The organism is Candidatus Poribacteria bacterium (genome assembly GCA_026706025.1).
Classification (GTDB): domain Bacteria; phylum Poribacteria; class WGA-4E; order WGA-4E; family WGA-3G; genus WGA-3G.
Genome location: JAPOZO010000075.1, coordinates 20,602 through 35,692, shown reverse-complemented (window position 1 = coordinate 35,692; position 15,091 = coordinate 20,602). Strand labels below are relative to the sequence as shown.

Sequence of the window (15,091 nt, the reverse complement as noted above, 5' to 3'; positions counted from 1 at the left end):
TCTTTACTGAAAGCCGAAAGCCGAAAGCCGAAAGCCATTTTGCTGAAAGCCGATGGCTGATAGCCACTCCTCTAATCCTGTCTCCAATATTGGACGACGACTTGGTCACCCGTCCGGTCAATGATACCAATACAGGTCGAGATAACTTTACCTGCAGCATCGACACCGTTTGCCGCAATACGATACCCGTGTGAACGGTAGGTTACCCAATCGACGACTTCCCTGAACGTTTCAAAGTCAATCTCCTCAAGGTCTGAGAGTTGTGAAATGTTAGTGAACGGGTTTCCCTTTATCTCTTCATCAGTATAATTCTGTATCGGTGAATCGTCGGGTGGATCTTGTTCACGGCGTTCAACGATCGCCTGCGCTTTTTGCGAATCCATCCCCGGTAGCAGTGCTAAGATTTCAGCCGACGCAGTGTTTATGTTAATAAGTCCGCTGCGGGTATCTCCATCTTTAAGGGTTATTTTGTCAACAATACCGATAAATTCTTGCCGCGTTAACATTGTGACATCTTTAACAGCATCTATGTTCTGAAAAAATCCTTGGGAATCGCGATGCTCGACGATACGTTGGGCAATACCTTCGTCAATACCCTGCAAGGATTCCAAGGTTTCGACATCGGCGGTATTAATATTGACTTGTCCACCTTCGCCTTGGCGCGGTGGTCCGTTTCCTTGTGAATTGTTCGTTTCTCCATCGTCTTCATTTCCACCGGAATCCTCAGTGGTGATTTGGTTTTGAATGTTGTTGAAAAGTTCATCGGAGACTGCTTTTACATCTATGAGTGCAGCGAATCTGTCAAATTCACGTTGCTGAATCAGGGATTCCGCCTCCGCCTGTGAAAAAACAGATTGCCCGCCACCTTGACTGGACTGCGTCTCAATTTGCGTCAGCTGCTCTGCGTCCGCTGTATTGACGTTAACGAGCGACGCTCCGTTTGGATCGGTGCTTGCGTCAAGTGAATAGATGGTTGCTAAATCCACCAATCCGGGCTGCGTCTCTGTTGTAGTTGCTTGAAGACTGTCAGTACCTGCTGCCGTTGGAAGTCCGCCAACCGTGCTCGTAGACGTGCTTTGTGGGGCTGTAACGCCTTGTGTAAACGCTGCCATTTGTTGCGTGCCGTACAAAATCTCAGAGGTCATCCCTTCTACTCGTGCAAGATCCCGAACGGTTCGGTACGGCTGCCCTGCTACAATACTGTTGGCAAGTTCTTGGATGAGCGGTTCATCCGGCGAAACTCCGGTTTGTGCCAGCAAATTACTGATGAGCCCAACATCAGCAGCATTGATATTGACCTTTGAGGCTTCATCGGTGATGGTCACCTGATAGTTCAAGAAATTTCCGACCTGCACGCCATCATCAACCTGTCCTTGAATAGGTTCAGCCCAACTTTCACCGAGTGAGTCGAAAGGGGTCTGGTCTGTACGCATAACAGCGAGTGTCCACTCAAAGCCCGCCCTCGCGGCATAGTGATACTTCGCCCTATCTAAAAAATTCCGTTGGGTACGTTGCTCGATATGGATCGAGTAGAGCAGCTGTGCAGCCAAAATAGAGAGGATCGTAAGTATCCAGAGCGTTGAAACAAGGGATAATCCATTCTGGTCTTTGTAAAATGTATCGGAAACCCTTTTTCTCAGGAACATGGTCTATGGTCCCCCTTGAGGTGCGCCTTCGGCACCACCAGTAGTAGCACTCGCGGGGAGATACACCATCGTTGATTGGGTCATACTGTTTGAGGGCATTACAGGTTGTTGATTTTGGGTGCCAAACTGTGTGGTATTTGGACTTACAGTTCTCTGCGCTTCGCCTTGGACAGTTATCAGAATCTGTACAGCACTCGGAAGACTTTCGGTATCGTCCCATGAGGTGTTCCATACCTCTGCTTCCCCATCAAAATATTGTAGATCGAAATTAGCGAGTCCAATAATGAGCGTGGCGATGTCAACGTAAATCGGTTCTCCGTTTTCGTCTGTTTCTGGTACTGTGCCTGTCTGTAAGAAGGGACCAATAACAACCTCTGGATCAAGCGTTGTGGTTGCGACGCGAAAGAGTGCGTAACCGCCCTCTTGTTCGGGACTCGCGTCTCCTGCCAAACCACCCTGAAAATTTTCAGCCCCCAGCCCGGATTGACCGGGTTGCGGCTCCGCAGCAACAAAGTAAGCCACACGTTGGACATCGCTTAGAAGCGGTAAAGGAATTTGTGATGCATTTTGCGCTTGAAAACTTGAAAGCTGCTCCAAAAACGGATCGGGATCTGTCCTGACAAGGGTGACAAAACTCAGCATGTCTCTATCGCCCGATTGGCTCGGTCCATCCTGTGTGTAGAGTACGAGTTCAGGTTCCTGAAGTGAGACCTGCATGTTCTTGAGATCCGTCACAAGCCGATCCATCGCGAAACGGCATCTCTGGGCAGCTAATATTTTTGCTTCCGTCTGATGGTAGGCATCCACCGCTGTTTTGAAAGCGAAATACGCCGACCCGCCAATGATGACGAGAATGCTAACTGCCATGAGCATTTCAATGAGTGTCAACCCACTCTCACCAGTGGTGTTGGTGGACATTTTTTGAATTTTCATGTCTGCGGTGCCCCGTTGAAATATCGAAGGAACGGTTATCGACCCCCGCCCGGCTGTTGTCCTTGCTGTGTTTCTGACTTTTGTCGGTCAGCGACATAGGTGTTCATAGACATAGAACGTTCTCGGTTCCTATGCTGCCATGTGACGGTTACCTGAACCCGTCGGACGTTTTCAACTTCTTCAGATTCTATGTCCTCAACGACAGAACTCCAGCGGTAGCGTGTATTATTACCGAATTCGCCTGTCTCCTCACCAACATCAGGGTAACCTGCCATCTCAATCTCTGCCATCCGAAATTTAAGGAGATAGAGTGCCGTGGTACTATTGTCTGAAAGTCCTTGGGTACGTGCAGCAGAAGCAAATGCATGCAGAAGCGCGGGGAGCACAGCCCCCAAAATTGCTAATGTCACGAGTATCTCAACAAGCGTAAAACCGTTTTCTTCGGCTGACCTCAACTGTTTAATTGGCTGCTTCATACTTTACATCCCGACTCGAAACTATAGGCGAATTAGTTTTCTGGTGTTTCAAACCCTAACGTCTCAACCTCTCCTGAAGGGAGTTGTCGCACACTCACGCGTCCACTGGCGGTCTCAATAGCAATAGACATAATCTGATTGCGTGTGTTTTGGAGGTAGATGAGTGTTTCTTCAGAGGTTGCATTTGGTGAGAAGTAGACGGACTCGACACCTGAATCAATTTGAAGCGTACGCCCATTGCGATTGGTCACCATAGCTGCTAATGTGACGCTTCGCTCCATCGGGTAAGGCACTCCCAAGATACCACCAGTACGGGTCAAAGTCTCCTGTTGAACAGAATTTGTTGTCAGCGGGTTCGCGCTTGTGTTGGTACGGGATGCGGCGACAGCCGTAGAATTCTGGGCAGTGAGTGCGGACGTGAGTGGGGTACTCGGGTTAAACGTCTCACTGGAGGCGAGCCAGCACCGCCCGTTGTCAAGATCAAAGACAACTAAGTATGCCGTTCGATCAGTGATTGCCATATCCCGTGCGAACGTGAGGAGACTGCGGATTGTATACGCTGACGCTTTCAGCCGACGCGTTGCAGCGAACCCCTTCAGTGTTGGCATAGATATCGCCGACAGTATACCGATCAGCGTCAAAACGAGCAGTAACTCCGTGATCGTGAAACCACTTTGGAATTGAGAAATAGGCGAGAACCGCGAATCTCGCCTATTTATTCCTCTCATCACTGTTTTAATAGACTCCGGTTGTCTCTTCAACCCAATTGGTGATGTCCGCGTCTAACTCAGTGCCGCCCACTTTGCCATCTTTCCCCATTGAATAGAGGTCATAGTCATAGCCGTAATGGGTGCTCGGTTGCCGATAGACGTACGGGTTACCCCATGGATCCTCGAAACTCGGGCTACCAATATAAGGACCGTCCCAGTTCGGTGGTGCTGGACTCGGGGCGCGCCACAAGGCATTCAATCCTTGCTCCGTTGTCGGATACTCACCGACTGCGATAGCATACTGTTCCAACGCGGTTTTCATACCGCTAATCTCTGTTTGCGCCTTCGAGACTTTCGCTTGCTGCGGGGCATTGATCACCCGTGGTGCGATGAAGGCTGCTAAAATCCCTAAGATAACGATAACAATCGTTAGTTCAATCAGGGTCAATCCGGACTCATCGGATTTCAGTTGCATGAACATTTAATTATTCTCCTATATTATTATTTTCATAAGATGCTTTTTGACACCTAAGAAGCATATTAGCCGCTTAGTAATTGGTTCGCCTCAAAGATCGGGAGGATCATCGCGATAGCGATAAACCCGATTATCACTCCCATCAATAGGATGACAAGAGGTCCGATGGAAGTCGTTAAGCGTTCAAGGCTCTTTTTTATTTCTAAATCATAGTATTCAGAGAGTTTACTGAGCATGTGAACAGGTTCACCCGACTCCTCACCGACAGCCACCATGTGGGTAACGAATTCAGGGAAGTCATTGCTTTTACTGAGTTCACGAGAGAGCGTAGAACCCTGCTCAACCTCTATTTCTGCTTCGGCGACAACATTGCTGTATACCCTGTTTCCGATCGTATCTTTGACGACTTGGAGGGCAGGCAGCATGCGTACACCATTCTCCAAAAGTGTTGCCATCGTTCGGGTAAAACGGACAATGGCAAAAGTACTAATTATGGGGCCGATGAGTGGTAATTTGAGCTTCAACCGGTCAAACCAGATTTTGCCGGTTTCAAGCCGCAGGTATTGTCTGAAGCCAACGGCGCCTACGATGAAAATGGCGAGTGCCACCCACCAATAGGTCTGGAAGGCATCTGTGGTCCCAATAAGGATTCGCGTTGGCAACGGCAATTCGACACCGAGGTCGTTGAACATCGCAGTGAATTTCGGTATGACGAGAATCATAAGTACGACAACAGCGGAAATGCTAAGCGTCAACAAGATAATAGGATAAAAGAGTGCTGAGATAACATCGTTTTTGAGGAGTCTTTGGCGTTCTGCAAATTCTGCGAGGCGTTCGAGGACCAAACCGAGAACACCCCCGCTCACACCCGCTTTCACCATGTTAACATATAGGTCTGAAAAAGCCTTCGGGTGCTGGGTGAGCGCGTCGTGAAAAGTTGCTCCGTGTTCAACATCGTATGCAACTTGAGAGACGATGCGGTTAAGCGCAGGATTCTGGACCTGTCCGAGGGCAACTTCCAAAGCACGCCGCAGCGGGACATGGGCATTCACCAGTGTCGCTAACTGATAGGTGAAGAATTCAACGTCTGCCGCTTTAACCCCACTGCGCCCAATTTTAAGCCATCCACGAACATCCGTTGGGGCGTCTTGTTCTGTCTCCTCAACAATGTCCGTTGGCCAATATCCCATCTGTCGCAACCGAGAGATAAGTTCGGCTTTAGAGTCAGCTTCCAGTGTGTTTTTTACGCTACCACCGCCATGCGTCAGTGCTTCATATCGGAATAACGGCACGATCAAACCCTCCGTCAGAGTCCAAAACCATAGGTATATCCTAAAAACGCTTTAGACTTCCCCACATTGTCGCGAGTTTCGCTTTCGGTGTTACTGAGAATGCCTGCCTGTCTGGGATACTCTCTCCGGTAATTACAACATTGTCGAATCTCGCTGTTTGATTTGAAAGCCCTAAGCCCGCTGCGCCTGTCAAAAAGTCTTGGAGCCCGTTCAGCTGCAATGCTGGCAATTCCCTTCCTTCTTCAGCTGCATGCTCCTTTCTAATAGCATCAAAACGCTCAAAACTTCTACGGTTTGGAAGTTGGACAGGTCCAATAACCTGATTTCCGTTAATCCAAAAGTTTAGGATGTTTTCTTTAACATCCAACTTTAGCTTTGACCATTTGTTTAATTTCAAAAATCGAAAGCGCTTGCTATGCGAAAATAAGAACGTATTTGGGTCCTGAAAATTGCCAGCAGCAAACTTAACATCGGAGATGTTGTCAACAAAAGGCAAATCGCCGATGAGACACCATACACCCCAACTCCCTTTGATTCGAGCGGTAATAACAATATTGCTGGGACCTCGATTATCAAGCGGTTTGACATCAAATTCAAAGGTGTAATCTCGCCACGTCTCATCACCAACTGTAAGGAAACGGGTCCAGCCATCAGGACTTACCGCATGAAGTTCACCGTCAACGATTTCCCAAGAGCCTGGCACGGCATCAGCCATGAGAAGTTCTTTCCACACACCGAAGTTATTATCAAAATTCTCGAGAAATGTCCCCGCCCACGCGGGAAGTGTAAAGAGTAAAATTGCACTCCCAATTGCGATTAACTTCATCGTATAACACTCCATCTCATAGAGAGGCGTTTAAAGTTACCTACACAACTTCCTCGAAATCAAATTCATCTTCCTGCGTTAACCGGACAACTTCGTCAACAGTTGTCAAGCCTGCGGTGACTTTGCGCCACCCATCTTCACGTAAACCTCTCATGCCCAATTGGACTGCGAGGCGACGAATTTCATTTGTCGATGCTTGTTTAAGAGCCATTGAACGAATTTCATCAGTCATCAGTAAAACTTCAAAAATGCCAATTCTACCTTTGTAGCCTCTTCCGCGACATTCTTTACATCCGACGGCTCGCGGAATCTTAAGGTCGTGCGGGATGGTGACATCGTTGCCATTACCGTTATGACCATTTCCGATAAGCCCCACTAATTCATCCCTATCGGGGGTATACATTTCACAACACGCCTTGCAGACTCGACGGGCAAGCCGCTGGGCTATGATACCTTCCACCGTAGAAGCAACAAGATACGGTTCAACGTCCATATCAATAAGCCGCGTGATTGCTCCCGGTGCATCGTTTGTATGGAGTGTACTAAAGACGAGGTGACCGGTAAGCGACGTATGAACCGCCATCTCCGCGGTCTCATAGTCACGAATCTCACCGACTAAGACTTTGTCCGGATCCTGACGCAGGATATGACGGAGTCCAACAGCAAAAGTGAAATCAATATCGGGATTCACCTGGATTTGGTTGATACCTTCCAATTCATATTCAACTGGGTCTTCAAGGGTAATGATTTTAACATCCGGTGAGTTGATCTCTTTCAGGCAGGCATAAAGTGATGTTGTCTTGCCGCTACCTGTAGGACCGGTGGCAAGGATGATGCCGTGTGGTTTGCGGATCATGCGTTGAAAGAGTTGGAGATTGTCTTCAGTTAATCCGAGTTCAGCGAGTCCAAAGTCGATAGACTGCCGGTCAAGGATACGGAGGACAACACTTTCACCATGAAGCATTGCAACAGTGGGGACAGTGGAAACCCGAAGGTCTATTTGTCGATTTCCGACACTACCGATCCGTCTACTGATTTTTCCATCTTGAGGCCGTCTGCGTTCAGCAACATCCATGCCCGCCATGATTTTGATACGGGAGGTGATTGCGGATTGTAAATAGGCAGGCGGTTGGGGTTGATCCTCAAGCACACCATCAATACGAAATCGGATTTTGAGTTGTGTCGGATAGGGTTCGATATGGATATCACTCGCGCCCATCCGGACAGCATCAATAATCATCTGGTCAACGGCGTGTATGACTGTCGGATCTTGGCTGAGATCTTTCTCATCAATGCCGAAATCTTCAATGGTCTCACGTTCAAGCGTCTCAGTAGCACCGACGGGGCCCTTGATACCAGCACTGAGTAGGCTCTCAGCGGTACGTCCATAGAGACGGATAATTGCCTCGTCAATGTCCGCCTCATCAGCAAGGGCAGGAATCACCCGACAGTTTGTGATGAGTTCAAGTTCATCTATGAGGACGACATCCAGGACATCCGCCATTGCGACGGTGAGTTCATCGCCATTTAGGTCAATAGGGACGACTTTATTGCGGTAGGCAAACCCTGGAGACACCTTTTCAAGAGTATCAGGTTCAGGCGCAACGCCTTCCAATTGGACGAGGGGTGTTCGCGCCTCGACACTCTTTGTAGCAAGGGTAAGGAGGTCAGATGACACACCATGCTTGGAAAGGATCGCGGCTTCAGATGCGCCCGTCTCGTTTATTTCTCTAACGATGTCTGTATAGTCTTGCTCAGAGAGAAGAGATGCTTCTCGCATCACCTCAACAACCGAAGTTGTATTTTGTGTGTTTTGCATAACAGGAACGCTCTATGCTGGCGGGAATTTTGACCCGCGCGAGCGGTAGCCTTGGTGTTATTTTGTTCTCTAAATTTATCTTAAGTCATTTCCCTCAGTTGACAATATAAGACGCATCAACCACAAATAAGTTTAACAAATTACTTGACGATTTATGTCTCACGTCCTGTTCAGAGACATTTCAGCATATACTATTTTAAAATACTTATTAATAGTATTAGACGCATCAAAAACCTATTTGTTCGACAATAGGAAGAAAATTGATTCTCATTAACGTTTTAGGCGAAGCCCTATTTCGCCGCCTCAATCCGTCGAATCGCCTTTTGCGCAGCACTACGAACGTTTTTAGAAGAATCCTCCAGTGCCTGTGTCAATGCGGTTACCGCCGCCGGTGATTTCGCGCGCATCTCACCCAATTCGTCAGCGGCGTTACGTCGGACATCTGCGACGGAATCCTGCAATGCAACGAGAAGCGGTTTGACTACCATCTCATCGGATTCACCCCGCTTCACGAGTGCCTCACCGATTTCCCCCAATACATCAACAACATGTCCGCGCGTAGTGGCTGATTGGTTGTTCGTCAGCGTACTTGCCAACAGAGGCGTGATGCTCACAGCGTGGCTTCTACCGAGTTTAATCAACACATCTTCAGCACGTGCCCTCACGGACTTCGCATCATCTGACAGTGCACCTATCAACGCCGTGAATGTTTCAGCAGATGCTGCTCGTATATCAGACAACTCAGTTATCGCATTGGTTCGGACTTTAGTCGAATTATCATTTAGACCCATAATTAAAGCATCTCGAATTATATCGGTGGACTGTCCATTTTCTGCGAGATATTCGCCGATCTGTCCTAAAATGTCGAGTACATCGTTGCGTGTACTTGATGAACCTTTCGTTTGTACAGCGATGAGTGCTGGTACGACGACAGCAAGCGATTCCGCAGATGTCGGACGAACGTCATCCAATTCCGCAACGGCCTCACGGAAAACATCATTAGAATCGTCTTTGAGTGCCATTGCTAAACCGATCGCAGCAGCATCATAATTCCGTCCTGCCTTCCGCTCACGTTCACCGATTCCGCCTAATGTGTCCGCCGCCTTTTTGCGTACACTCTTAGCCGGATCACGGATCATTACAGCAAGTGCAGCCATCCCGGGACTCCCAATTTCTTCAAGGAAATCCACAAATTGACGCTTTACGGCGTCTGACTCGTCCGTTAAAGTTGGTACGATTTGTGCAAGTAGTTCGGATTGCCACTTCGCTTGAATCTTTTCATGTTCTGCTTTGAGCGCATCAAGCTCCGCAGTCAGTTGTGGGAGGACTTCCTCTTGTGATTCCGCCGTTGCCTCCTGAAACCGCACCATCTGACCAATCCCCAAACCGACTAATAAGCTGGTAACAATTGTTAACACCCAAAACCATTGTTTAGTGTTTGTATGCTGTAGAAATCGTTTCTGAATCAACATGGTTGCCTCCTTGACGGGTTGAACCTAATAAGGTAGCGTCTGCTAATTCTCCATAGACCAAACGTAGAACGGGGCGAGTTTCGCGAGCACCTCAAGCGGGATCTCTTTTCCTGATAAGGTCATTTCTAATAGGACTTCATCATCTTCGACTGAAAGCCACGCGAGTATAGGTGAAATCTCTCTGGAACCGACAAGCACTTTATCAGCAGGTGGTGCGCCTTCCGCTGCTGCCTCTAAAATCCGCGCTAAATTCAGTTGTGTGAACGCTACAGGGGTCTTCGGCACCTGTTTTAAATAAGACAGCTTCTTGTTCTTCTTAATCTCGTCAACAAGCATACACACCTGCTCTTCCGAAAATCCCATAAGAAACAGGTCATTTAGTTTGCTATAGTAGATACTTGAGGCAAACCCTGATACCGTAGTGCCGTTGTAATCGATTTGAGAAATAGAGGCATTTTGTAGGTTAGACAGACTATTGCCGATTTGGTTCCATTTCATCTGATGACTTGGACTAAAAATAATAGCACCGTCCGTCTCCACGCCATCTGCGTCAAGTACAAATGTGCCGTCAAACTCAAGATTAAGGTTATCTACGGCTTGAGGATCAAATGTGGTGAAGTCAGGAACCGATAGCGCAAGTTCGCCAGTCAATCCCGTCATAACATCCTCCTCCAGATTAAGGTTCAGCAGTCCCTCCAAGAAAGAGATCGCCGCGTAGGTCTCACCCGTTGCGTTTTTTTCCATTTCAGTGCTAACAAGTTCCCACACACTTTTCAGAATGTTGGGTGCTATAGCAACGAACAGATCGTCCTGAGCAGATAATGCCTTCAGGGTTTTCAGTGCCACGCCTTTTTTTAAAAACAGACCGATTTCATTTTCTGGAAGATCTGGATCAAATTCGACAGATACTTGAAAGAAGGGACCTGTTTCAAGTAAATTAAGCCGGGCAAAGAGGGACTGAAAAACAGCAAAACGCTCTCGGTTTGCCGCATCAATATCATTTATCATAGGCAAAAGGGATGGAACGTCGGCGAACACGATGGCGACCCCGGCCCCTATTTTCTTGACTGCATCGGTAAATTCTTGGTTCTGCTGGACAGACGGGCTATCCTTCCGGTAGGTATCTATCAGTTTTTCAAAAGCCCTTTCGCCGACACCAAGCACGAGAAACTCATCCACAAACCCGTATTTAGCAATATTCTGCTCTATTTCCATCGCGTTATAGTGAACCCGCTGGTACACACCGGCATCCAAACGTAAAGTACCGCCACCAGACATACCCAGCAACCCCTCAACAATCTTGGTAAAGCGTTGAAGTTCACCAAGGTTACCACCCGAATGGATGACGAGTCCGATCTGCTGAGTGCCGGTTTCATCTAACCATATCGCCAAAGCGGTTCGGTAACCCACAGTTTCAATTACACCCATTAGGTCTGTGCTCAGGACCCCTTGTGCCATCACTAACCCTTGTTGCATCTCCTGCCAATCCGCGACAGCATCTGGTAATAGGGCAAGTGCTTTCTCCCAATTTTCCGAGACCTCAATTTCGCCGTAGACTTCATCTATATCTTGAAGCTGCAGATAGAAAACACTCTCCTTCGGCATGAAATCCTTGACCTCCGCTGCATTCGCCGAAAAAACGATGGCAGCGGAAAGAAAAAATAAAATTGTTACTTTCAATTTGCTTTTCATGAGATACCTCAATGTGTGTCCCTAAAGTTAGGTCCAATGTGTTTGGTTACGGAACCCGAATATCCTCAACAAGTGCCTGCACCTCATCAGGTGGTGGTGGCGTCAAAGCAGCGACACCAATAGAAACAACGAAATTTAGGACCATACCGACAGTTCCGATGCCTTCCGGCGAAATACCCCACCACCAGTGTTCTGAGGTGTTGAGATTGGGGCTAATAAATTTGAAATAGATAATATACGCCGCAGTAAAAGTGATACCGACAATCATACCACTAACCGCTCCGGCTTTGTTCATCCGTTTAGAGAAGATTCCCATGACAATCGCGGGAAAGAACGAACTCGCCGCAAGCCCGAAGGCGAATGCAACGACTTGCGCGACAAACCCCGGCGGATTTATGCCAAAGTACCCTGCAATACAGACGGCAACACCTGCGGCGATACGCGCTGCTGTTAACTCCTGTTTCTCTGACAACCCTCGTGCGATACTTCCCTTAAGTAAGTCGTGCGCGACCGCCGTAGAGATCACCAAGAGTAAGCCCGCGGCTGTTGAAAGTGCTGCTGCCAGACCGCCAGCAGCGACTAACCCAACAATCCAGTTCGGAAGTTTCGCAATCTCAGGGTTCGCTAATACCATGATGTCTCGATTAATTTCAAGTTCATTTGCCACATCTGATTTCGGACCGCGGTACTGAATTCTTCCATCACTATTTAGATCATCAAATGTAATCAATCCCGTCGCTTCCCAATTTTTAAACCACTCCGGTACATCTTCATATCTAACATCCGTTAAAACGCCATTCTGTTCGTATCTGACGGTTTTGAGGAGATTTGTCCGAGCAAACACAGCAACTGCTGGCGCGGTGGTATAGAGAATAGCGATGAACAGCAGTGCCCAGCCCGCAGAAATTCGTGCCTCCGAGGCTTTTGGCACTGTATAAAATCGGATAATCACGTGTGGAAGTCCGGCTGTCCCCAGCATCAACGCTGCCGTGATAAAAAAGACATCAATCGTCGCTTTACTGCCATCGGTATATAGGTTAAACCCCAACTCCTCGTTCAAACCGTTGAGCCGATCCAAGAGATATAATCCTGAACCATCTGCCACTTTCCCCATCAACCCAAGTTGAGGGATCGCATTGCCTGTAATAAGGATAGAGATAAAAATCGCAGGAACGAGATAGGCAAAAATCAGCACACAGTATTGTGCGACCTGCGTGTAGGTAATACCCTTCATACCGCCAAGTACAGCGTAAAAGAATACAACTCCCATACCGATAAGCACGCCGGTTTCAACATTGACACTCAGAAACCGGGAAAAGACAATGCCAACACCCTGCATCTGTCCTGCAACATAAGTAAACGAGACAAAAATTGCACACACCACAGCGACAATCCGAGCCAATTGTGAATAATACCGGTCACCGACGAAGTCAGGGACCGTATACTTACCGAATTTGCGGAGGTAGGGTGCCAACAACAACGCCAGCAGGACGTAGCCACCTGTCCATCCGAGCAAATAGACGGAACCGTCGCGTCCCATAAAGGAGATCATCCCTGCCATTGCGATGAAAGAGGCAGCACTCATCCAGTCTGCTGCCGTCGCCATGCCGTTGACAACCGGATGTACATTACTCCCTGCAACATAGAAATCACCCGTCGAGCGTGCTTTCGACCAAAGTGCAACGCCGATATACAGTGTGAAGGAGAGTCCAACCATCACGAAAGTCCATGCTTGTACGTTCATGTTTATTGTGGATCCTCCGCTTCTTCGGGAGTTTGATACTTTTTGTCCAAACGGTTCATTAACCAGGCATAGACAAAGATCAGCTCAACGAAAATCCAGATTGATGCCTGTTGCGCAAAATAAAAACCGAGACGATAACCCTTGATTTGGATTTTATCCAACTGATCAACAAACACAATTGAGCAGAGATACGAGGTGATAAACCAAATCCCCAATAAAATAGCAAGGTATTGCAAATTCTTTCGCCAATACGCCTTATTTTTTTCCGATGACTCCATAAGTTGTCCTCCTTGGGTAACCACGATCACAGCTTGCTTGCACAAATCGTTTTGTTCTTAGCAAGCGAAGATGACCCGATTCAGGCTTTTATTATGATGAGGGTTGTTTTTGCATGACAGGAATCACGTAACTCCGAACTGTTACGCCATCTAACTCTTGTGTCTCTACTCTCGGTTCTGGATTTCTCCGATGATCAAAAACAACATAGTATCCTTGCCCAACACCTTCCAATTTGAGATATGCAGCAAGTTGTCTTTTGCCTGCCTGATAACGGCTATCCCCGCGCCAAATCTTTGTCTCAACAATATACTTTTCTCTCTCGTGCGTGATGAGGAGATCCATCCTGCCACGTCCTGTTTCGGTCTCAAAGAACAAGGCACCGCCCACGCTCCGAGCAAAAAGGTCCAGATAGGTAAGGAGAAGATGGCGTCCCACAGATTCTTGCGGCGTATCAGGCACCTGTAGGATTTTGAAGCCAGCGCGTGCGATGAAGTCTCGGAAGTTATCAAGCAGCCGTTCCATGTCTATCTGTCCCGTGACAGTCAGGTAACCTTGAAAACCGTCTATATTGTCTTCGTGGTGGTATTCCAGTTCAAGTCCGTTCATCGTCGGCTTGAACGCCTGCATGATGCAATAGAGATAAATCGGATTCGCAATTTGACACATGCCATCGGCGTCTTCCTTAATGACACCATACGTAGCGAGTTCATCGATGTGTGGATCCCGCAGGTTGAAGTCCAGGCCGTCTTCATAAGACATGATATCCATCAGGATTCTTTCGAAACGCCTATCCCTACGGATATTGGTTGTGAGATGCTGAATGTTGACGTTCCGGCCGCGCACAAGTTGGATATGCGCCTTTAAAAAGTGTGCCATCGTAATCGATTCGGTTTTCGGGATATCCAAGTCCTCGGTAAGAATCCGCGCGAGACCGTTGACAAGGACAGGTTGCCCGGCAGTCTCCTTATGGATAGATTCAACAACCTCGGGCTCGAAGGCTTGCCCAACTTCATCGGTATATTGTGATAGGAGCCCGTGTACTTGTTCAGGTGTAAAGTTCGGCAACTGAAATTCATCCTGGATATTAAACGGAGAGACAGACCTGTCGTAATCTAGCTGCGCGATGCTCTTGACCCCAACGATGCCTACGCTGTGCGGACAGGGTATCTCGTCAGAGAGGTAAATTTGGCGGAGTGAATACAAAAAATTGCTCACGACGGTTTGCGGGATACCGTCAAATTCATCGATGAGGAGTACAACCTTCGTGGAAGCAAGCCCTTGATTACCAAAATCGTTGTCCAGAAAACTTTTAAGGTTTTCAAAGAACGCTTCCATCGAAAAATGATCGGTTAGCGTTGTGTTCTCTAAAAATTGGGTCAATGCTTCGGAAGGCACCTCACCTCGTTTTTGGAAGACGCTCTCAATTTGCCTGTTAATCTGGTAGTAGAGTTGTTCATAAAAAGTGGCAGGTGCGGCGTTACGCATCGTTTGAAAATCCAACTGAATCGGAAAATAGGTCGGGTCTTTCGCGACAAGTGCTTCAAGTGCCAATCGGAAGAAGGTGGTTTTCCCGGTCTGGCGCGGCGCGAAGAGGACGATGTACTTGCCATTTTTGACGCGGCTGATGAAATCGGTAATCTCCTCGGTGCGTGGAACAATATAGTGATGTTCAGGACGGACGCGCCCCTCAGTTCCAAAACTTCTCATTGTCGCCTCCTCAAAGGTTC

Annotated in this window: 13 protein-coding genes; all 13 read right to left on the bottom strand. The window is 47.9% G+C overall.

Going from position 1 to position 15,091, the window contains the following annotated elements:
* Nucleotides 1-71 precede the first annotated feature (71 nt).
* The gene (locus OXH00_19125; protein ID MCY3743135.1) at nucleotides 72-1,646 is read right to left on the bottom strand and encodes a helix-hairpin-helix domain-containing protein; all 1,575 of its coding nucleotides are present in this window, start codon (nucleotides 1,644-1,646) and stop codon (nucleotides 72-74) included.
* Between the two features lie 3 nt (nucleotides 1,647-1,649).
* Nucleotides 1,650-2,579 (bottom strand): type II secretion system protein, encoded by a 930-nt coding sequence (locus OXH00_19120; protein MCY3743134.1) that lies wholly within the window; start codon nucleotides 2,577-2,579, stop codon nucleotides 1,650-1,652.
* A gap of 35 nt (nucleotides 2,580-2,614) precedes the next feature.
* Nucleotides 2,615-3,055 carry a prepilin-type N-terminal cleavage/methylation domain-containing protein gene (locus tag OXH00_19115; protein ID MCY3743133.1) on the bottom strand — a complete coding sequence of 147 codons (441 nt, stop codon included), beginning with the start codon at nucleotides 3,053-3,055 and terminating at the stop codon, nucleotides 2,615-2,617.
* A gap of 32 nt (nucleotides 3,056-3,087) precedes the next feature.
* On the bottom strand, nucleotides 3,088-3,783 hold the full coding sequence (locus OXH00_19110; GenBank protein ID MCY3743132.1) for a prepilin-type N-terminal cleavage/methylation domain-containing protein: 696 nt from the start codon (nucleotides 3,781-3,783) through the stop codon (nucleotides 3,088-3,090).
* Between the two features lie 7 nt (nucleotides 3,784-3,790).
* Nucleotides 3,791-4,246, bottom strand: coding sequence for a type II secretion system major pseudopilin GspG (gspG, locus tag OXH00_19105; GenBank protein ID MCY3743131.1), 456 nt, complete (start codon nucleotides 4,244-4,246; stop codon nucleotides 3,791-3,793).
* A 59-nt stretch (nucleotides 4,247-4,305) separates the two neighbouring features.
* Entirely contained in the window at nucleotides 4,306-5,532 is a 1,227-nt protein-coding gene (locus OXH00_19100) for a type II secretion system F family protein (GenBank protein MCY3743130.1), read from the bottom strand.
* 40 nt (nucleotides 5,533-5,572) lie between these two features.
* Nucleotides 5,573-6,358, bottom strand: coding sequence for a hypothetical protein (locus OXH00_19095; GenBank protein MCY3743129.1), 786 nt, complete (start codon nucleotides 6,356-6,358; stop codon nucleotides 5,573-5,575).
* 40 nt (nucleotides 6,359-6,398) lie between these two features.
* Entirely contained in the window at nucleotides 6,399-8,177 is a 1,779-nt protein-coding gene (locus tag OXH00_19090; GenBank protein MCY3743128.1) for a GspE/PulE family protein, read from the bottom strand.
* 290 nt (nucleotides 8,178-8,467) lie between these two features.
* Nucleotides 8,468-9,649 carry a HEAT repeat domain-containing protein gene (locus OXH00_19085; protein ID MCY3743127.1) on the bottom strand — a complete coding sequence of 394 codons (1,182 nt, stop codon included), beginning with the start codon at nucleotides 9,647-9,649 and terminating at the stop codon, nucleotides 8,468-8,470.
* 42 nt (nucleotides 9,650-9,691) lie between these two features.
* Complete coding sequence (locus OXH00_19080; protein ID MCY3743126.1) at nucleotides 9,692-11,341, bottom strand: DUF3352 domain-containing protein; 1,650 nt, start codon at nucleotides 11,339-11,341, stop codon at nucleotides 9,692-9,694.
* Between the two features lie 46 nt (nucleotides 11,342-11,387).
* A complete protein-coding gene (locus OXH00_19075) occupies nucleotides 11,388-13,085 on the bottom strand; it encodes a cation acetate symporter (GenBank protein MCY3743125.1) in 1,698 nt (565 codons plus the stop codon).
* A 2-nt stretch (nucleotides 13,086-13,087) separates the two neighbouring features.
* Nucleotides 13,088-13,363: a DUF4212 domain-containing protein gene (locus OXH00_19070; GenBank protein MCY3743124.1), complete on the bottom strand. Its 276-nt coding sequence runs from the start codon at nucleotides 13,361-13,363 to the stop codon at nucleotides 13,088-13,090.
* 91 nt (nucleotides 13,364-13,454) lie between these two features.
* Nucleotides 13,455-15,071 carry an AAA-like domain-containing protein gene (locus OXH00_19065; GenBank protein ID MCY3743123.1) on the bottom strand — a complete coding sequence of 539 codons (1,617 nt, stop codon included), beginning with the start codon at nucleotides 15,069-15,071 and terminating at the stop codon, nucleotides 13,455-13,457.
* Nucleotides 15,072-15,091 lie beyond the last annotated feature (20 nt).

What these genes read in the sequence shown, in the direction of transcription:
- OXH00_19125 (MCY3743135.1), bottom strand. Translation starts at nt 1,646, where the DNA reads ATGTTCCTGAGAAAAAGGGTTTCCGATACATTTTACAAAGACCAGAAT.
- OXH00_19120 (MCY3743134.1), bottom strand. Translation starts at nt 2,579, where the DNA reads ATGAAAATTCAAAAAATGTCCACCAACACCACTGGTGAGAGTGGGTTG.
- OXH00_19115 (MCY3743133.1), bottom strand. Translation starts at nt 3,055, where the DNA reads ATGAAGCAGCCAATTAAACAGTTGAGGTCAGCCGAAGAAAACGGTTTT.
- OXH00_19110 (MCY3743132.1), bottom strand. Translation starts at nt 3,783, where the DNA reads ATGAGAGGAATAAATAGGCGAGATTCGCGGTTCTCGCCTATTTCTCAA.
- gspG (MCY3743131.1), bottom strand. Translation starts at nt 4,246, where the DNA reads ATGTTCATGCAACTGAAATCCGATGAGTCCGGATTGACCCTGATTGAA.
- OXH00_19095 (MCY3743129.1), bottom strand. Translation starts at nt 6,358, where the DNA reads ATGAAGTTAATCGCAATTGGGAGTGCAATTTTACTCTTTACACTTCCC.
- OXH00_19090 (MCY3743128.1), bottom strand. Translation starts at nt 8,177, where the DNA reads ATGCAAAACACACAAAATACAACTTCGGTTGTTGAGGTGATGCGAGAA.
- OXH00_19085 (MCY3743127.1), bottom strand. Translation starts at nt 9,649, where the DNA reads ATGTTGATTCAGAAACGATTTCTACAGCATACAAACACTAAACAATGG.
- OXH00_19080 (MCY3743126.1), bottom strand. Translation starts at nt 11,341, where the DNA reads ATGAAAAGCAAATTGAAAGTAACAATTTTATTTTTTCTTTCCGCTGCC.
- OXH00_19075 (MCY3743125.1), bottom strand. Translation starts at nt 13,085, where the DNA reads ATGAACGTACAAGCATGGACTTTCGTGATGGTTGGACTCTCCTTCACA.
- OXH00_19070 (MCY3743124.1), bottom strand. Translation starts at nt 13,363, where the DNA reads ATGGAGTCATCGGAAAAAAATAAGGCGTATTGGCGAAAGAATTTGCAA.
- OXH00_19065 (MCY3743123.1), bottom strand. Translation starts at nt 15,071, where the DNA reads ATGAGAAGTTTTGGAACTGAGGGGCGCGTCCGTCCTGAACATCACTAT.